The organism is Algibacter miyuki, from assembly GCF_030409805.1.
Taxonomy (GTDB): Bacteria; Bacteroidota; Bacteroidia; order Flavobacteriales; family Flavobacteriaceae; genus Algibacter; species Algibacter miyuki.
Genome location: NZ_JAUFQP010000016.1, coordinates 1 through 19,816 on the forward strand (window position 1 = coordinate 1; position 19,816 = coordinate 19,816).

Genomic DNA, 19,816 nt, shown 5'->3' on the forward strand with positions numbered 1-19,816 from the left:
ATTCGGATGGTTTTACGTCGCCATAAATCAAAACAAATTAATACATTTGGTTTTTTATAATTTCTATTATGCAGATAAACGATAAGAGTGGCCTAACAAATTACCAAGCATCACCGAAACGCTATAACGAGATGACCTACAAGCGGTCTGGAAAAAGTGGTGTGCTCCTACCCGCTATTTCATTAGGGTTATGGCATAATTTTGGTTTTGTAGATAATATTCAAAATGCTAGAGATATTTTGCGATGTGCTTTCGATTTAGGTATTACACATTTTGATTTAGCCAATAATTACGGACCTCCTTATGGTTCTGCGGAAGAAAATTTTGGAACTATTTTTAAAAATGATTTCAAAAGTTATAGAGATGAAATGTTTATAGCTACCAAAGCGGGCTTTGATATGTGGCCTGGACCATCGGAAATTTAGGTTCAAGGAAATATTTAATTTCAAGTATTGATCAGAGTTTAAAACGTATGAATTTGGAATATGTTGATGTTTTTTATCATCACCGTCCAGATCCTGATACGCCCTTAGAAGAAACAATGGGAGCGCTTGCAGATATAGTTAGACAAGGTAAAGCGTTGTATGTTGGAATTTCAAATTATCAGCCTGCTGAAACCCAAAAAAGCAGCCGAATTGTTACGCGAATATAATGTACCTTTTATTTTGCATCAAGCACGATATTCCATGTTGGATCGTTGGGTTGAAGATGGACTATTAAATACTTTAGAAGATAATGGCGTAGGCTGTATTGCTTTTTCTCCTTTAGCACAAGGCATGCTTACTGATAAGTATTTGGATGGTATTCCAAAAGATTCTAGAGCCGGTAAAAACTTAACGTATTTAAATACTGAAACCGTAAATGAGAACATTGAAAAAGTGCAGCAACTCGCTGAAATTGCCAACAATCGTGGTCAAAAATTATCGCAAATGGCCATCTCATGGATTTTGAGACAAAAACAAGTCGCTTCGGTGTTGGTTGGAGCAAGTTCTTCTAGTCAGTTAAAAGAAAACGTGAAAGCTTTAGATTATTTAGAATTTACTAGTGAAGAATTAGAGCAAATTGAGCGTGTATTGTCTTAAACTCTAACGACAGCGGTACAAATTAAATAATATACCCATGAATTAGATTATCGATTTTTAAATAGTTAAAAACTTTATATCTTTTTACAGAAAGTCTTAGTATTGTTTCGATTGTGGTGGGTTTACTTTTTCTAGTGTATTCAAATTACAAAAGTTTCGCTATAGTTATGATTATAATCGGAATCTTAGAGATAGCAGCTATGTTCCTTCACTTATATAAAACATATTAAAAAGAATTAAGTATGGTAAAGGAAGAAGAAATTTAATCCTTCACGACAACAACCGTTACTTTTACGCCTTTTTCTAGAGCCCAAACTTTATTGGCTATTACAGCACCTGTTTCGTCCACTATGCGGTATTCTGCCGTATTCGGACCCAGAAGAACCGGTGTTAATTGCATAAAAAGCAATTTTATTAGCGCCTTCTAACAGCTTCAATCTATAGGTACTAAAAGCCCTTCCTAAGTAAACATTAGATCGAACAACATCGCCATTTACAAAAATACGTAGTAAATCGCCATCCACAGCGCTATAATCTCGACACTTAATTTCGATATATAATGATTTTGTATGGTAATCTCCCCAAAAGGCATCTTCTTTTAAACCGCTGTTTTCTCCATGACCATCAGGCAAAACGGCTTTAGCTTGTCGGTCTAAATTTTTGGTAAATAACTCTCCAGGGTTTCCAAATTCTTCCTCCGGAAACATTGAAAGTTCCTTTTTAGGGAAATTTAAATCGGTTGAAACTCTAGGTGCGTTCATCCCGTTTAAAGGTTTCGTTTCAGCTTCAATAGGTGTTGAAGGTTTCGGTATTTCCGCCTTTAAAGTATCCTTTACACTTTCAATCACAGGAAAAGGTATTGATTTATTCCTGCTGTCTATTTGTGCAAAACTAGATATAGTGCATACAAAAAATATAAAAAATGAAAAATGAAACTTCATTGGTTGTTAAGCGCTTTTTAATTATAAATACTTAATAAAGAACTAGTATAATTAGATTTCAAAGATAATTGTTATCATTTAAAACGCAATTATAGCCCGCCTTATTTAGGAAAAGATTAATACAATAACCGTTCCTAAATGAATTTAAACAATAAACAACGTTACTTTTTGGTATTATTTTTGTGAATCATAATTTATAATAACATTTTAAAAATCAGTTAATTATGAGACATTCAAAACTTATTCCTGAGGTCAATGCGGGATCCATGGCCGACATTGCTTTTTTACTTCTAATTTTCTTTTTGGTAACCGCTACAATTTCTTCCGACACCGGAATTAACCGTGTTTTACCAAGTGATTGCCCTACTGGGGATTGCGAAAGCATAAAACAGGAGCGTAACATTTTGCGCGTCGTTATTAATAATGAAGACGCGATTATGGTTGAAGATGAATTGGTTTCTTTGGATCAATTGAAAAACATAACTAAAGCCTTTATTGATAATAATGGTGATGGTTCTTGTAACTATTGCTACGGCGAAAAGAATCCGGAAGCTTCGGATAATCCAAAGAAAGCTGTGGTTTCATTGCAAAATGGAAAGCTTACCACCTATAAACAATTTGTTGCTGTGCAAAACGAACTATCTAAAGCTTATTTTGAATTAAGACATAATTATGCCGCAAAAGTGCTTCAGAAATCGGTTGATAATTTAACAAAAGCAGATTTAAAACAAGTTAAAAATGCATATCCTTTTATCTTGTCGGAAGCGGAAACTAAATAAAGATTTCTTCTGAAAAATTATTTTACTAAGTTTCTTTTCGGCAAAAAAGGAACTTAGTAATTTATTAGCTTAATTAGTTCTTCTTCAAAGCGGCTTTTTGGTAAATATTGGTCTTCTAATATTTTTGCAAACGGAATAGGTGTTTCCATACTCGCCACACGCTTTACGGGCGCATCCAAATACTCAAAACACTGCTCCATAATTAAGGCTGAAATATCACTTGCTACACCACCAAACAACGAATCTTCTTGTAAAATAATGGCTTTACCTGTGTTTTTAACAGAATTGAAAATAGTTTCGGTATCCAACGGGCAGAGCGTGCGTAAATCGATAACATCGGCAGAAATTTCAGGATGTTTTTCTAATGTTTTCAATACCCAATGAAGGGCTGCTCCGTAGCTAATAATGGTAATTTTATCTCCTGATTTAATTATAGAAGCTTTTCCTAGCGGAAGCGTATAATAATCTACAGGAACTTCTTGTCGAATACTTCTATACAAGGCTTTATGTTCAAAAAACAATACCGGATTTGGGTCATTAATAGCTGTTGCTAATAAACCTTTGGCGTCATAAGGAAACGCGGGATATACCACTTTTAAACCAGGAGTTTTTGTAAACCAAGCTTCGTTGGTTTGTGAATGAAACGGCCCTGCGCCCACATCGCCGCCGCAAGGCATTCTGATAACCACATCGGCATTTTGATTCCATCTGTAAAACGATTTTGCCAATAGGTTTACCACAGGGCTAAATCCGGAGCTTACAAAATCAGCAAATTGCATTTCTACAACGCTTTTAATACCTGCAATTGACAAACCCATGGCGGTTTCAATTATGGCTGATTCACAAATGGGTGTATTCCTAATTCTGTCTTTTCCAAAGACATCAACAAAACCATTGGTTATTTTAAAAGCGCCTCCATATTCAGCAATATCTTGTCCCATGATAACTAAATCATCATAACGTTTCATGCTTTGTTTTAAACCATCGGAAATGGCATCAATAAAACGAATGTTTTCTGTAAATTCACTTTCTTCAACTAATTGATATTCTTTAATTTGAAATACATCATTTAATTCTTCAGTTTTAGTTGAGTTTACTTCGTTTTCATTAAACGCAATCTCTAAATTATCATTTATTTCATTAGAAATTTCATCGATAATAACTGTTTTTTCAGCTTCATGTAAAATATTTTTTTCTTTCAAAAACACTTCAAAATTTGCGATGGGATCTTTTTTTGACCAAGTTTCCATGAGTGTTTCTGGAACATATTTGGTGCCACTCGCCTCTTCATGCCCGCGTATTCTAAAAGTTTTAAATTCTATTAAAACAGGACGAGGATTTAGTCGTACACTTTTTGTTATTTCATGCATTTTGGTGTAAACTTCAACCACATTATTTCCGTCAATAATATGCGACTCCATGCCATAACCTTTTCCACGATCGGCAATATGTTCACAATAATATTGTTCAGATGTTGGTGTAGATAAACCATAACCATTGTTTTCAACACAAAATAAAACGGGTAATTGCCAAACAGATGCTACATTTAAAGCTTCATGGAAATCACCTTCACTTGTGCCACCCTCTCCTGTAAAAACAGCGGTAACTTCATTTTTATCTTTCAGTTTAGACACCAAAGCAATACCATCGGCAACACCTAATTGTGGACCTAAATGCGAAATCATTCCAATGATTTTAAATTCTTGTGTTCCAAAGTGAAACGAACGATCGCGTCCTTTTGTAAAACCCGATTTCTTGCCTTGCCATTGTGCAAATAAGCGATTTAGTGGAATATTTCTGGTGGTAAATACGCCTAAGTTTCGGTGCATTGGCAGGATGTATTCCGAAGTATTTAAAGCCATGGTTACGCCCACGGAAATAGCTTCTTGTCCAATTCCAGAAAACCATTTACTAATTTTTCCCTGACGCAACAAAACCAGCATCTTCTCCTCGATTAACCTAGGTTTTAGCATGTTTTTGTACAACTCTAAAAGTAAGCTGTTATCCAAATTTTCCGTTTGATAATTAAAATTTGTCGTGCCCATAAAAAAATATTAGTCTCTCAAATATAGTATAAATGTGTGCAAAGGTGTAAATCGTTAATAAAAAAAACGACTTATAAAACTCTCCAATGTTTTTGTACATTTGTAATACATTGACTAAAATTATTTCATAATGAATATTATACCAAGTGTTAATTTAAAAGATTTTACTTCGGGCGATGCCGAAAAAAAGCAGCAATTTGTAGATGCCATTGGCAAAGCTTATGAAGATATTGGCTTTGTGGCACTTAAAGGTCATTTTTTGGATGATGCTTTAGTTGAAAATTTATATGGAGAAGTGAAAAACTTTTTCAACTTACCAATTGAAACCAAAAGGAAATATGAAATCCCTGGAATTGGCGGGCAACGTGGCTATGTGTCTTTCGGAAAGGAAAGCGCAAAAGGTAAAAAAGAAGGTGATTTAAAGGAGTTTTGGCATTTTGGACAATATGTTGAAGATAATGACGAATTAAAAGCTGAATATCCAGAGAATGTTACGGTTAATGAGCTTGCTGAATTTAACGAGGTTGGGAAAGAAACTTACCGCATGTTAGAAAAAACGGCTAAATATGTATTGCGTGCTTTGGCTTTACATTTAAATTTAGAAGAAACTTATTTTGATGATTATATTCATAATGGAAATTCCATTTTAAGACCTATACATTACCCGCCAATACAAGAAGAACCTAAAGAAGCGGTTCGTGCAGCGGCTCATGGTGATATTAATTTGATTACTTTGTTAATGGGAGCTCAAGGTCGTGGTTTACAAGTGCAAAACCATAAAGGGGAATGGATTGATGCCATTGCCGAAGCTGATGAATTAATGATAAATGTTGGAGATATGCTTTCGCGACACACTAATAATAAATTAAAATCTACTATCCATCGTGTTGTAAACCCTCCAAAAGAATTATGGGGAACATCACGTTATTCTATTCCATTTTTTATGCATCCAATAAGCGCCATGAAATTAGATGTTTTAGAAGGTTGTATTGATGAAAATAATCCGAAAAAATTTGAGGATATCACGGCTGGAGAGTTTTTAAACGAACGTTTAATTGAATTAGGTCTTAAAAAATAACCCCGTAAAAAGTCAACGTTATTTTAAGCAGAGACACCCTTTTAAACCATGGATTTACAAGATCAACTAAAAAACTTATTCCCCGATCATATTGAAGAAGAAAAACCAGAAACAGCAGATGCTGCAGGTGGTATTTGGATGCAAGATGACCCTATACTTTGCAAATACGAAAAACGGAAAGGAAAACCCATAACCATATTGGATGGTTATACAGGTGCTACCGAAGATTTCAAGATTTTAGCTAAAGAAATTAAAACAACATTGAGTGTTGGTGGAAGTTTTAAGGATGATAAAATTATAATTCAAGGCGATTACCGAGATAAAATAATGGCTATGCTAAAAGCTAAAGGGTTTAATGTAAAACGTGTTGGAGGTTAATTTATGGAAAAACAAATTTTACATATTACGAATGGTGGAAACCTATCATCTCGTTTAAAGGAATTAGAGATTCCTGGTGCACAATTTACATGGCAAGAAATGTTTTGCGAAGGCAGAACTACAGAACATATTATATCCGATGAATCAGTAAAATTGCGTAGTGAGTTTTTAAGCGACTTCTACGATATCGATTTAGACTTAAGTAAAGTAGAACAAGCTTTAGAACAATTAAATGAAGCTAAAAACAGGTATTCAGAAATTGTCCTTTGGTTTGATTATCATTTATACTGCCACATTAATATGGTTGCTGTTATTAGCTTAATTCATCAGAAAAAGATAAAACTACCAATGTCGCTAGTTTGTAGTGGTAGAACTCCAGGAAGTAAAAACTTATCTACTTTTTCAGAATTAAATGGGTCGCAACTTCAAAGTCATTATAAAAATAAAGTATATTTAAATGATGCGGATATTGATATGGCAACAACCGTTTGGGGTATTTACTGTGGTAAAGATCATAATTTATTAAAACCTATTATTGTAAAACCGTCTAATTTTAAATATTTAAGCAACTGCTTAAAAGCGCATTTAGAACGTTTTCCAGATTCAATAAATGGACTCAATATTTTAGAACGTAATATTTTAAAAATAGTAAAAGATTATAATATAAAATCGAAAAACCACTTATTAGGATATGCCTTAAATTATCAGGGGTACTACGGTTATAATGACTTACAACTTTCTAGAACTATTAATAAATTAAGTTTGTTTTTAACTGAAGAAAAAAGCAGTATTACGTTAAATAGAGATGGCCATGAAGCCCTTTTAGGCGGTCATAATTTTTCAAGTCAAATAGACAGTAATATGTATTTTGGTGGTATTAAAAAATATGATTTCTACTTTAGTAAATCTGAAAACAAACTTATTAAAACGATCTCTGATGCCAATTAAAGAATCTGAACTTATTTTAAATCCAGATGGTAGTGTTTATCATCTAAATTTAAAACCCGAAAATTTAGCAAATACCATTATTTTTGTTGGCGATCCTGATCGTGTTAGTAAAATTACAGAACATTTTGATAGCATTGAATTCGAAACACATAAACGTGAATTTAAAACTCAAACAGGACATTATAAAGGCAAACGTATTACTGTTATTTCAACAGGTATTGGGTCTGATAATATTGATATTGTTTTAAACGAATTGGATGCTTTAGTGAATATCAATTTGGAAACTAGAGAAATTAACGCAAACCTAGTGAGTCTTGATATTATTAGAATTGGTACTTCGGGGTCTTTACAGGCTGATATTCCCGTAGATTCATTTTTATTAAGCTCGCATGGTATGGATATTAATGGTACACTTCACTCCTATCAAATTGAAAACATTTCGCATCCTGAGATTGAAGATGCATTTATAAAACATAGCGATTGGCATCAAAATAAGTCTAGACCAATTATTATTGAAAACAGTAGTAGTTTAGCTGAAAAATTTACAGTAGGTGCTCAAAAAATATTCAAAGGTATTACAGTAACCGCAAACGGTTTTTATGGTCCACAAGGTCGTGTACTACGTTTGGCGCTTCAAGATGCTGACGTAAATAATAAAATTGATACTTTCAAATTTAAAGATTTCAGAATAACAAATTTAGAAATGGAAACATCGGCCATTTATGGCTTATCAAAGTTGTTAGGGCATCGAGCGGTATCCTTAAACGCTATTATAGCCAATCGCGCAAATGGTACGTTTAGTGAAAATCCGGAAGGTATAGTTAATAATTTAATTCAATTCGCGCTTAATAAAATAGCCGAGTAGCAGTTTAACAAATGAAAAAAGTAAATATAGGTGGTGTGCCAGAGCATTTTAATTTAGCTTGGTATTTAACACTGAAAAACGGGGAGTATAAAGACGAAAACATCAACTTGCGTTGGCATGATTATTACGGTGGTACAGGTGCTATGTGTAAGGCTTTGCGCGATGGTGATATTGATATTGCCGTAATACTAACCGAAGGTATTGTAAAGGATATTATTGAAGGTAACCCAAGTAAAATTGTGCAAACTTTTGTGCAAACACCATTAAATTGGGGCGTTCACGTGGCTCAAAATTCAACGTATAAAACCGTTGCCGATTTAAAAGGTACCAAAGCCGCTATTAGTCGGTTTGGTTCTGGCTCGCATTTAATGGCTTATATAAATGCACAAAATCACGATTGGGATTTAGAAAAAGATTTAGATTTTGAAGTTATAAAAAACCTCGATGGAGCTGTAGAAGGTCTTACAAGTGGAAAAGGTGATTATTTTTTATGGGAAAAATTCACCACCAAACCATTGGTTGATTCAGGTGTTTTTAGACGTATAGATAATTGTCCTTCGCCATGGCCGTGTTTTGTGATTGCCGTTCGTGAAGATTTTATTGAAAATAATCCTGAAACATTAAAGTCTATTTTGAATATTGTTAATAATACAACTGCTGAATTTAAAGACATTCCGAGTATAGATAAAACTATTGCTAACCGCTATGAGCAGCAAATAGAAGATGTTCAAGAATGGTTAAGTATTACGGAATGGTCTCAAGAGTTAATAGATAAAGAGACTTTAGATCATGTACAAAAAGAACTTTTTGCATTAAACATCATTCCTGAAATTATAGATTATAACAGGTTAACTCACAAATTATAATCTACAGATTAAATATTTCTTAAAAATGAAAAAAGGACTTTATGCTTTGCTTGCCCTATTTATTATGGCCTGTAATTCAAATTCAGATAAAGATTTTGCTATAATTACTGGTAAAATAACTAATAATAATGCTAGTAAATTATCTTTAGTAAAAGGTAATGACGCCGCAAATAAGTTCACCATTAATGTTTCCGCAGATGGTGTTTTTAGGGATACTCTTCGCACCGACTCAGAATTATACACGCTTTATACGGGGCCGCAACAGGCTTTACTTTTACACGTAACACCAGGCGATAGTTTACATATTTCTTTGGATAAAAAAGATTATTTGAATACTGTTGCAATTTCAGGGAAAGGTGCTTCCGCGAGTATATATTTATTAGAAAAAACAAAAATATTCTCTAATGCTATAGGAAGTCCGCAGGAAACTTTTAGCTTGAATCAATCCGAGTATAAATCAAAACTTGTCAGTATAAAAAAGCAACAAGAAGAACTTCTTACTAACTCGAAAAATCTTCCAGTTGGTTTTGCTGAAAAAGATAAACGTAACATTACCTACGAATATTTCAATTGGCTTTTACGCTATGAAAAAGCACATGTTTATTTCACTAAAAACAAAGCTTTTGAAGTCGATGATACGTTTTTAGTTGAGATGGCTGATTTTGATTATAACAATGAAGAAGATTTTAAGTTTTCTAATAGTTATAAAAATATTCTAATGACTCATTTTTCTGATATTTCGAATGAATTATCCAAAAAAGACAACATTGCTAAAGATATAGCAGCCATAAAAACAGCGGCTTCTATAAAGAATCAAACGATTAAAAATAGCGTTTTGTTCGATTTCGCTAACGCCTATATGGATACAAGTTCGGATATTGAAGCATTGTATAATCTATTTTTAGATCATTCTACAAATGAACATAACAACGATGTTATTATTCAAAAGTATAATAACCTTACAGGTTTAAAGGCAGGAAAACCATCTCCAAAATTTATTAATTATAGAAATTTTGCAGGAGGAACAACTTCGTTAGACGATTTAAAAGGAAAGTACGTTTATATTGATGTTTGGGCAACATGGTGTGGACCTTGCATAAGAGAGATTCCATCGCTTAAAAAATTGGAAAAACAATATCATGGTAAAAACATTGAGTTTGTCAGTATTTCTATAGATCAAGAATCAGATTTTAAAACGTGGAAAGAAATGGTTGCTGGTAAAAACCTAACCGGTATTCAGTTATTTAGTGATAACTCTGGAGGTTCTCAATTTGTTATAGATTATAAAATTGAAAGTATCCCTAGATTTATACTTATAGATCCAAAAGGAGATATTGTTCAAACCGATGCACCGCGCCCATCAAGTTCACAAGTAATTACTTTGTTTAATTCACTAAATATTTAATTCATATAAAATCTATATCATTAAAAATTAAAAAGCCACGATTATCGTGGCTTTTTAATTTTATATCTTTTATTTTGAGTATTATTTTTGCGGCTCCTCCTCTGCTTGTGCAACCTGTTGTTGTTCTGGCTCTTTAAATAAATCGATAAACGCTTCACCTAAATAATCTATAATATGGCTCGCTAATAAACTTTGGTAACCATAATTTTCAACAGCAATATCGGCAGCTTTTCCGTGTAAATACACACCAAAAATAGAAGCTACAACAGGATGATAACCCTGCGCAATTAAACCTGTTATAATTCCGGTTAAAGTATCTCCACTGCCAGCGGTAGCTAATCCCGGGTTTCCTGTTGTGTTTACATAAAGTGTATCATCAAAAACGGTAATGCTATTGGCTCCTTTAATCACTACAATCACTTTATAGGTATTCGAAAATGCCTTTACTTTTTCTAGCTTATTAAAATCATTTTCCCAAGTACCAATTAAACGTTCTAGTTCTTTTGGATGCGGCGTTAAAACCGTTTCTGCAGGTAATAGTTTTAGTAAATCCTGCTTTTTAGCCAACATATTAATACCATCTGCATCAATAACTAATGGTGATTTATTAGATTTCAGAAACGATTTGAATGCTTTTAGTGTTTTTTCATCAGTACCAATCCCTATACCAAAACCAATAACGGTAGGTGTTATGTCAAAATCGATAGCTGTTATTTTTTCCTTATTCACATCCGTTATTACCATAGCTTCTGGCAATGCCGTTTGCAAAATTTGATAACCACACTTCGGAATATATGCTGTAACTAATCCTGCTCCGGCTGATAATGCCGCTTTACTGGCTAAAGTAACGGCACCCATTTTACCATAACTTCCCCCAATAATCAAGGCGTGGCCAAACTCTCCTTTATGCGAAAATTTTCCTCGTTGAATATAATTTGGCAATACTTCATGTTTGCCAATTAATTGCGCTTCGGTTTGTGTAGTTTGTAAAAATTCTTGATCTAAACCTATGTCTAGAACCTCCCATTGCACCGTATATTTGGCTGTTTCGGGTAAAAAGAATACTAATTTAGGTGATGCAAAACTTAAAGTATACCCAGCATGCACCACACCATCTTCATCGGTTACCGCTTTATCTGTGTATAAGCCTGATGGAATATCTATCGATAATGTAAACGCTTTACTCGTTCTAAAATGAATAAATAAGTTTTTAACGCACTCATCAACAGGCCGGTTTAACCCTATACCAAAAACAGCATCTACAATAATATCTTCGGGTTGAATTACAGGAAAATCTTCTGCACACCTCAAAAGTGTTGGCCAATTTTTAGTAACATTTTTAATGCGGTCATAATTAACTAAAAAGTCTTTTGAACGCTTATCACTACAATTTACCACAAACGTATTTACATTATAACCTGCTAAAATAAGTTGACGCGCTAAAACTAAACCATCTCCCCCATTATTACCAATACCACAAAACACATGTATTGGGACTTGAGCACCTTGCATTCGTAAATCAATCCAATTAAAAATTTGACTTCCTGCACGTTCCATTAAATCGGTAGACGAAATTTGTTGTTTTTCACTAGTAATTTTGTCGCCAGCGTAAATTTGTTCTTTAGAAAATAACTTCATTAATTTTATTATTATTGATTTTTCAATTCTTATTAAAGTTTGTCGTTTTATTTTTATGAAATTCGATTCTACATAAGAATTCTGTAAAAAATATATTTTAGTTTTTTTATAAGCCTAAAAGTAATACTTTTGAAGGGTATTATATAACAATAATGAATCAATTCAACCAAAATACAAATACAACTATTTCTTTTTCTACAAAAGGAACAGTAACTGTTTTTGGTACAACTACAAATATTACAACCCTTTGGGGTTACTAGTTATATATTCTTCAGGCTATATTTGCGATAACATAAATCGCGAAAATTCAAGTATTTTTTTTAATTTTTCAATTCATTAAAACATGAAAGTTTTAAAATTTGGTGGAACCTCTGTAGGCTCTTCAGAAAACATAAATAAAGTTATCGATATTTTAGAAAACTATGGCAAAACCGATGCCGTAGTTTGTGTAGTTTCCGCAGTTGGTGGTATTACAGATAAATTACTTTTAACAGGAAAACAAGCTCAAAACAAAGAACTAGCTTATAAAGACACACTTAATTTAATTAAAGATATTCACTTCGGAATTATCAATGAATTAAATTTAGGTAATGGTGAAAACATTACAAAACATGTTGACAATGAGTTTACGGCTTTAGAAGATTTATTAAACGGTATTTACTTAATTAATGAATTATCGCCTAAAACTTCAGATAAACTTGTGAGTTTTGGTGAGAAGTTATCTTCTTATATTATTGCCGAAACCATGAAAAATAGAGGGATTTCTGCGGAACGTAAAAACTCTCAAGATATTATTATCACCAACTCTAATTTCACAAGAGCCGAAGTCGATTTTAAAGTAACTAACGCGAATATTCAAGATTACTTTAAATCCGCATCGCAAAACATTACTATTTTACCTGGTTTTGTTTCTAAGTCTAAATTAGGCGAGCAAACCACACTTGGCCGTGGCGGATCAGATTTTACAGCTGCCATTGTTGCTGCAGCTTTAAAAGTGGATCAATTAGAGATTTGGACAGACGTTAGCGGTATGTTTACAACCAATCCAAAACTGGTTAAACAAGCCTACCCTATTTCAAAAATATCTTACCAAGAAGCGATGGAATTATCGCATTTTGGTGCAAAAGTACTATATCCACCAACGGTTCAACCTGTGTTAAGTTTAGGCATTCCTATTCATATTAAAAACACGATGGAACCAGAAGCTGTGGGCACTATAATCTCTAACGATGTTGTTGAAGAAGTAACACCTGTAAAAGGTATTAGTAATATTAGCAATATTGCTTTATTAACTTTGCAAGGTAGCGGCATGGTTGGCATACCAGGATTTTCTAAACGTTTGTTTGAAACGCTTTCTCAGGAAAAAATCAATATTATAATGATTACTCAAGCCTCGTCAGAACATTCTATTTGTTTAGGGATTGATGATAAGGAAGCCGAACGTGCTAGAGTGGCTATCGATTTTGCTTTTGAAAACGAAATTGCACTTCAAAAAATAGATCCTATTATTGTTGAAACCAATCTGTCTATTATTGCTTTGGTTGGCGATAACATGAAAAATCACCAAGGTATTAGCGGTAAAATGTTTAGTACTTTAGGAAAAAACAATATCAATATTAGAGCGATTGCTCAAGGCGCTTCAGAAAAAAATATTTCTGCAGTCATCGCAGAATCAGATGTTAAAAAGGCTTTAAATACGTTACATGAACAGTTTTTCGAATCGAAAACAAAACAACTTAATGTGTTTATCACAGGTGTTGGAAATGTTGGTGAGCGTTTAGTGGAACAAATAAAACAACAAAAGAAATATCTAAAAGAAAATCTTAAAATTAACCTTCGTGTTGCTGGATTATCAAATTCCAGAAAAATGATTTTTAATGAAGAAGGTATCGATTTAAAAAATTGGAAAACACTTTTAGATTCTGGTGAAACAGCAAGTTTAAAAGGTTTCTTTGAAAACACTAAAAACCTGAATTTACGTAACAGTATTTTTGTTGATGTTACAGCAAATGCTGATGTTGCTAATTTATATGCCGATTATTTACGTCAAAGTATTGGTGTGGTTGCTTGTAATAAAATAGCTTGTTCTAGCGATTTTAAAAACTATAAATTACTTAAAGAATTATCTCTAAAATATAACGCACCGTATTTATTTGAAACCAATGTTGGTGCAGGTTTACCAATTATTGATACGTTAGGAAATCTAATGGCTTCAGGGGATAAAGTAAACTCTATTCAAGCGGTATTATCAGGGAGTTTAAACTTTGTGTTTAATAACTTTACAGATGAAACTAAGTTTTACGATGTTGTAAAACAAGCTGGTGCTGAAGGCTATACAGAGCCTGATCCAAGAATAGATTTAAGTGGTGTAGACGTTGCTCGTAAAATTTTAATTCTTGCTAGAGAAAGCGGTGTTGAAATGAATTTAGAAGATATTGAAAACGCATCTTTCTTGTCGGAAGCAGGACTAAAAAGTGGTTCTGTAAACGATTTCTACGAGACATTAATTAAAGACGAAGCGCATTATCAAAGCCTATACGCTTCCGCGAAAGCGAACAATTGCCAGCTAAAATATGTAGCCCAATTTAACGATGGAAAAGCAAGCGTTGGCTTAGAAGAAATTCCTGAAGGTCATCCTTTTTATAATTTAGAAGGTAGCGATAATATTGTGATGTTTTACACACAACGTTACCCAAAACAACCGATGATTATTAAAGGTGCCGGTGCTGGAGCCGATGTTACTGCTTCTGGTTTGTTTGCTGATATTATTAGAATTGGAAATAATTAAAACCTATTAATTTTCCTTTTTTAAGAAATAAAAATATAATATTGATGAATGAAATAAAAATATTTTCACCGGCAACCGTTGCCAATGTATCTTGCGGATTTGATGTTTTAGGATTCTGTTTGGATAGTGTTGGCGACGATATGGTGATTAGAAAAACCGATAAAAAAGGAATTTTTATTACTAAAATTGAAGGTTTCGATTTGCCTTTCGAAACCGAATTAAATGTTGCAGGTGTTTCGGCATTAGCCATGTATAACGCCATAGATGTCGATTTCGGATTCGAAATTGAAATCTATAAAAACATTAAACCTGGAAGCGGTATTGGAAGCAGTGCTGCAAGTGCCGTTGGAAGTGTCTTTGGTATGAACGAACTTTTAGGGCGTCCATTCAATAAAACACAACTAACTGCATTTGCTATAAAAGGTGAAGCTATTGCTAGTAAATGTGAACATGCCGATAACCTCGCTCCTGCCCTTTTTGGTGGCTTTACGCTGGTTAAAAGTATCAATCCCGTTCAAATTTTGGAAATTCCATCGCCAACAGATTTGTATGCTACTATCATTCATCCGCAAATTGAAATAAAAACATCAGAATCTCGTGCAGTACTTCCAAAAGAAGTTGCACTTGCTGATGCTATTACGCAATGGTCTAACGTGGGAAGTTTAATCCATGCGTTACACACCAATGACTACAATTTACTAAAAGACTCATTACACGACGTTATTGTGGAGCCACATCGTAGCAAATTGATTCCTCATTATGATGATGTTAAAAAAGCATCATTAAAAGCAGGATCTTTAGGTTGCGGTATTTCTGGTTCTGGACCTTCGATATTTTCGTTGAGCCAAGGTTTAGAAGTAGCAAATAAAGTAAAAGAAGCCATAAAATTAGTTTATGCTGAAACAGGTATTGCATTTGATATTCATGTTTCTAAAATAAATACCGAAGGCGTTAAAATAGTTTAAATAAGAATTGCAAATAAATAAAAATAGTTTCCTGTTTCTACAGGTTTTCATAACACATGATTTACTACTCTTTAAATAAAAATTCAGAAAACACATCGTTTAAAGATGCTGTTGTAAAAGGTTTAGCCCCTGATAAAGGATTGTATTTTCCTGAAAGTATAACGCCTTTACCAAAATCATTTTTTGATAATATTGATAATTTATCTTATTCTGAAATTGCTTTTGAAGCCATCAAACAATTTGTATCGCCAGAAATTCCAGAAAATGTTTTAAAAACTATTGTTGAAGAAACCTTGTCTTTTGATTTTCCAGTGGTTCAGTTAAACGATAACATTTCAACTTTAGAATTGTTTCATGGTCCAACCATGGCATTTAAAGATGTTGGCGCGCGTTTTATGGCCCGTTGTTTAGGTTATTTCAATAAAGAAAACACCAATGAAGTAACCGTTTTAGTAGCTACATCGGGAGATACTGGTGGCGCTGTGGCTAACGGATTTTTGGGTGTAAAAGGTGTAAACGTTGTGATACTTTATCCTAGCGGAAAAGTGAGCGATATTCAAGAAATGCAATTAACAACTTTAGGGCAGAATATAAAAGCTTTAGAAGTTGATGGTACTTTTGATGATTGCCAAGCGATGGTTAAAACGGCCTTTTTAGATGAAAGCTTAACCAGTAAAATGCAGTTAACCTCGGCCAATTCTATTAATGTCGCGCGTTGGTTACCGCAGTTATTTTATTTTATGTTTGCTTATAAACAGTTGCATAATAAGCATGAAAACATTGTTTTTTCAGTGCCAAGTGGAAACTTCGGAAACGTTTGTGCCGGTATGATGGCGCAACAATTGGGTTTACCAATTAAGCATTTTATAGCATCGAACAACGAAAATAACGTAGTAACGCGCTATTTACAATCGGAAACCTATGAGCCAAAACCATCGGTGCAAACCATTAGTAATGCTATGGATGTTGGTGCGCCTAGTAACTTTATTCGTATTCAAGAAATTTATAAAAACAACTTTGAAGGCTTAAAAGAAAATTTATCGTCTTACAGTTTTTCTGATAATGAAACTCGTGAAGCCATGTTAGAGATTTTTAACGATTGTAATTATGTGGCTGATCCGCATGGTGCTGTAGGTTATTTAGGATCTAAAGCCTATTTAAAAGAAAATCCAAACGCACATTGTGTGTTTTTAGAAACCGCTCATCCAACAAAATTTTTAGATGTTGTTGAAGAAGTGATTAAAGAAAAACAACCACTTCCTGAACAAATACAATCGGTTATGGGAGGGAAAAAAGTTGCTATTTCTATTGCAACTTATGAAGATTTAAAAGGTTTTTTACTGAATTAATAATATAGAATTCAACCTAAAATATAAAACACGCTTACGGAGGTTAAACCTTCTGATAAGCGTGTTTTTTTTGATATAATATTTCAGTATCACTATTAATTTAGCTGATTTGCAAACTGACTTGGTAATTCACTAATAGATCTTATTTTAATATCCTTATAATACACTTCTGCACCTTCACTTTGAAGTTGAATTTTTCCTTTGGTAAGCGGTTTAGCAATATCGTCTTCACCATAAGTAACGGATTTTTCCATAACAAGTGCTACTTTTCCATTGACGATATGATAGGCCTTATCGCCTATACAAACCAAGTCAATTTGATTCCATCCTTCTAACTTTCCGTAGTTGGCGCTTTTTCTGCAGCGTCCGTCCTCTCCTGTTTTAAACTGCTTATAATCGCTATCTGGGTTATAGATGAAAATATCCCAATCAGAATCTGGATTCTCTTTCTTTATAGCTCTAATATCAGCACCTGCACCAGCTATAGTGTAATAATCTCCACAATCTTCTTCTTGAATTTGAAACTCTTGAGATTGCATCCAACAGTTCCAAAAGGCACCTTGCTCCCCAATGGCATGGTACAAAATCCCGCTATCCATGGGTTTATCTAAACGAGGTTTGTATTTTTTTTCTCCCCACTTAAACATGAGGCTTAAATGATAGTTTTCGTACTCCTTTTTGGTGGTTATTGCGCCGTATATTTCTCCTGAAATTTTCAATACAGGTTCGCCATCGATTTCTATAGCTGAAAATACGTTTAAGGGATCATTGTTTAAACCTAAAGGTGTTCCTGCGTCCATGCCGTTACCTTTTTCGCAACCTTCAATAGCAACGGTATGGTGCGGCGCTCCAACAAACTCGTCCCAGTCGCTTAGTTCCATATCGAGAAGATGTTCCCATTCTTTATCATTTGATTTTTTCGAATTGCAAGAGCTTATCGAAAAACATATTAGAATAACTGTGATTGGTATGACTATTATCTTCAAACTAGATTTCATATTATATATTTATTTTTTTATTCTATTCACTAATTTTACAATAATAACGTTGTCAATGCCTTCAAATTCAGGATTCAATATTAACCAACTCTTAAAATCGACATCGTAAGGTTCTGTATATTCACCTGTGAGTGGATTAAACCATTGGATTTGCAATTTTTCAGATTTAGGTAAACCTTTTATAGCTATGGCACTATTTGCTTTAGGCATATAATATACATATTCTCCGTCTTCGGTATTTGCCAAACAATAACCGCTAGAACTATAGCGATCACTTGGTTGGAGTTTCTCAAAGTTAGCTTTGTCTAGAAAATCTTGTAAATATTTAAAATATTCAAATTTAGGTTGCACGGTTACATCTTCAGAAAAAGGATCATAAATCACGATATTCCAAGCCATTCCTTGCCAATAATAACTGGTGTAAGTTCCGGCAAAAGCACATTTGTAATTTCTTTCTATACCTGATATTGGGTTATCATAATTACTATCAAGAAAAATATCATACTGGCATTTTTCATAAGCACCATTTTCAAGATTTATAATAGGTTTATTTGGGTATTGCGATTTTAATTTAAGCATTTTACTATAGATGTCAGAATGCCAAAACTGGGCAGAAATAATATCTACTTTATCGGGATTTGCCTCGCAGTAATCAAAATCGTGAACAGTTACCAATCGGTTGTAAGCATCAAGCCTTTTTAACCGGTCTATACGCTCGGTAATGTAATTAGGATCGTCGTAGCCATAACGCAGGGCTTCTTTGGAAATATCCCAAATTACGTTGCTTTTAGCCTGATATCTTTTTACCACATAATCAAAATACATATTATCTGCTTCAGAATTCGCTTCAGGCCAATTAACCATTTTGTTCCAAACATAAATCATGATGTGTGCGACTATGCCATGATCTTCAAGTAACTCGATGACACGATCGTAATGCTTAAAGAATTCAACATTTAATGCAGAGTAATCCGGATTATCATTATCACCTAAAAATGGGAATATTTCCTTTTTTGATCCAAAATCCCACTTGGGGTCAATGTTCTCACTTTGTTTCCAATCCAAATCATACGCATATACATTCATAATAATTTGATTAAAACCATTAGCAGAAATAGCATTAATTAAGGTTTTTGTTTTTGTTAAATCGGGATTACCATAATCTAAAGCAAACAACCAATCTACCTCATTAGCAACCAAGTTATATGATGAACCATCTTCGTATATAAGCTTTTGAGCATCTGTATTACTAATTTTTATGCCGCCACGAACACCTTTTTTTGCAGGAGCTACTTTAATAACATGCTTAATACCATTTAGTTTTTTTACTGAAGCATTACTGATGGAAGTCCAAATGCCTTCTATATTTGGGTTGAAACGTACAAGCCATTCATTGTTACCGTTATAAAAGCCAGGCACATTTAATTGTGAGCCATCAGGACTTTTAAATGTACAGGATATTTCTACTTGAAAAGGTTTTTCAATATGTCCTTTTGTTGTAAACGACAAATCAATCGTTTCCCATTTATGACCTTGAATAAGCTTTTGACCAAAAGAATTGTGCGGCATAAATAAAACTAATAGTGCAAATAGAAATAACTTTTTCATTTTTATATCTGATAAATTTAGAACTGTAATACTCTATTTATTTTAGAAAATAAAGTATGCTATAGAGTAGCCTAAAGATATCA

15 protein-coding genes and 1 pseudogene are annotated in these 19,816 nt (G+C 33.5%); 11 read left to right on the forward strand and 5 right to left on the reverse strand.

What is annotated here, in order from left to right:
- Positions 1 to 68: 68 nt before the first annotated feature.
- Positions 69 to 1,082 (forward strand): annotated as a pseudogene (gene mgrA / locus QWY92_RS18695) (L-glyceraldehyde 3-phosphate reductase).
- A 317-nt stretch (positions 1,083 to 1,399) separates the two neighbouring features.
- Here mgrA and QWY92_RS18700 read toward each other — a convergent pair.
- Positions 1,400 to 1,930: a hypothetical protein gene (locus tag QWY92_RS18700; protein ID WP_290274425.1), complete on the reverse strand. Its 531-nt coding sequence runs from the start codon at positions 1,928 to 1,930 to the stop codon at positions 1,400 to 1,402.
- A gap of 317 nt (positions 1,931 to 2,247) precedes the next feature.
- On the opposite strand from QWY92_RS18700, the gene QWY92_RS18705 reads away from it, so the two are divergent.
- Positions 2,248 to 2,802, forward strand: coding sequence for an ExbD/TolR family protein (locus tag QWY92_RS18705; protein WP_290274427.1), 555 nt, complete (start codon positions 2,248 to 2,250; stop codon positions 2,800 to 2,802).
- Between the two features lie 53 nt (positions 2,803 to 2,855).
- Here QWY92_RS18705 and QWY92_RS18710 read toward each other — a convergent pair whose 3' ends face one another.
- Positions 2,856 to 4,847 (reverse strand): alpha-ketoacid dehydrogenase subunit alpha/beta, encoded by a 1,992-nt coding sequence (locus tag QWY92_RS18710; RefSeq protein WP_377878742.1) that lies wholly within the window; start codon positions 4,845 to 4,847, stop codon positions 2,856 to 2,858.
- 130 nt (positions 4,848 to 4,977) lie between these two features.
- Between QWY92_RS18710 and QWY92_RS18715 the strand changes: the two genes are divergently transcribed.
- The 6 genes from QWY92_RS18715 to QWY92_RS18740 are packed head-to-tail and all read left to right on the forward strand — an operon-like array spanning position 4,978 to position 10,387.
- Positions 4,978 to 5,925, forward strand: a complete 948-nt coding sequence (locus QWY92_RS18715; protein WP_290274433.1) for an isopenicillin N synthase family dioxygenase — start codon at positions 4,978 to 4,980, stop codon at positions 5,923 to 5,925.
- A 48-nt stretch (positions 5,926 to 5,973) separates the two neighbouring features.
- Positions 5,974 to 6,303: a translation initiation factor gene (locus QWY92_RS18720; protein WP_290274435.1), complete on the forward strand. Its 330-nt coding sequence runs from the start codon at positions 5,974 to 5,976 to the stop codon at positions 6,301 to 6,303.
- 3 nt (positions 6,304 to 6,306) lie between these two features.
- Complete coding sequence (locus tag QWY92_RS18725) at positions 6,307 to 7,251, forward strand: DUF1835 domain-containing protein (RefSeq protein ID WP_290274437.1); 945 nt, start codon at positions 6,307 to 6,309, stop codon at positions 7,249 to 7,251.
- Complete coding sequence (locus QWY92_RS18730) at positions 7,241 to 8,116, forward strand: nucleoside phosphorylase (protein WP_290274439.1); 876 nt, start codon at positions 7,241 to 7,243, stop codon at positions 8,114 to 8,116. The genes QWY92_RS18725 and QWY92_RS18730 overlap by 11 nt, the downstream gene beginning before the upstream one ends.
- 11 nt (positions 8,117 to 8,127) lie before the next feature.
- A complete protein-coding gene (locus QWY92_RS18735; RefSeq protein ID WP_290274442.1) occupies positions 8,128 to 8,982 on the forward strand; it encodes a substrate-binding domain-containing protein in 855 nt (284 codons plus the stop codon).
- Positions 8,983 to 9,007: 25 nt separating this feature from the next.
- Positions 9,008 to 10,387 (forward strand): TlpA family protein disulfide reductase, encoded by a 1,380-nt coding sequence (locus QWY92_RS18740; RefSeq protein WP_290274443.1) that lies wholly within the window; start codon positions 9,008 to 9,010, stop codon positions 10,385 to 10,387.
- Between the two features lie 81 nt (positions 10,388 to 10,468).
- On the opposite strand, the gene QWY92_RS18745 is transcribed toward QWY92_RS18740, so the two are convergent.
- Complete coding sequence (locus QWY92_RS18745; RefSeq protein WP_290274445.1) at positions 10,469 to 12,025, reverse strand: NAD(P)H-hydrate dehydratase; 1,557 nt, start codon at positions 12,023 to 12,025, stop codon at positions 10,469 to 10,471.
- Positions 12,026 to 12,368: 343 nt separating this feature from the next.
- Between QWY92_RS18745 and thrA the strand changes: the two genes are divergently transcribed.
- Genes thrA through thrC form a run of 3 tightly spaced genes read left to right on the forward strand, consistent with a single transcriptional unit; the run spans position 12,369 to position 17,127 of the window.
- Positions 12,369 to 14,813, forward strand: a complete 2,445-nt coding sequence (thrA, locus tag QWY92_RS18750) for a bifunctional aspartate kinase/homoserine dehydrogenase I (protein ID WP_290274448.1) — start codon at positions 12,369 to 12,371, stop codon at positions 14,811 to 14,813.
- A gap of 44 nt (positions 14,814 to 14,857) precedes the next feature.
- The gene (locus tag QWY92_RS18755) at positions 14,858 to 15,778 is read left to right on the forward strand and encodes a homoserine kinase (RefSeq protein WP_290274452.1); all 921 of its coding nucleotides are present in this window, start codon (positions 14,858 to 14,860) and stop codon (positions 15,776 to 15,778) included.
- Between the two features lie 56 nt (positions 15,779 to 15,834).
- Positions 15,835 to 17,127, forward strand: a complete 1,293-nt coding sequence (thrC, locus tag QWY92_RS18760; protein ID WP_290274455.1) for a threonine synthase — start codon at positions 15,835 to 15,837, stop codon at positions 17,125 to 17,127.
- A 95-nt stretch (positions 17,128 to 17,222) separates the two neighbouring features.
- Here the strand turns inward: thrC and QWY92_RS18765 are convergent, their stop codons facing one another.
- Together QWY92_RS18765 and QWY92_RS18770 are read right to left on the reverse strand one after the other, a co-directional pair.
- Complete coding sequence (locus tag QWY92_RS18765; RefSeq protein WP_290274459.1) at positions 17,223 to 18,008, reverse strand: 3-keto-disaccharide hydrolase; 786 nt, start codon at positions 18,006 to 18,008, stop codon at positions 17,223 to 17,225.
- A gap of 126 nt (positions 18,009 to 18,134) precedes the next feature.
- Positions 18,135 to 19,733 (reverse strand): DUF5060 domain-containing protein, encoded by a 1,599-nt coding sequence (locus tag QWY92_RS18770; protein WP_290274461.1) that lies wholly within the window; start codon positions 19,731 to 19,733, stop codon positions 18,135 to 18,137.
- Positions 19,734 to 19,816 lie beyond the last annotated feature (83 nt).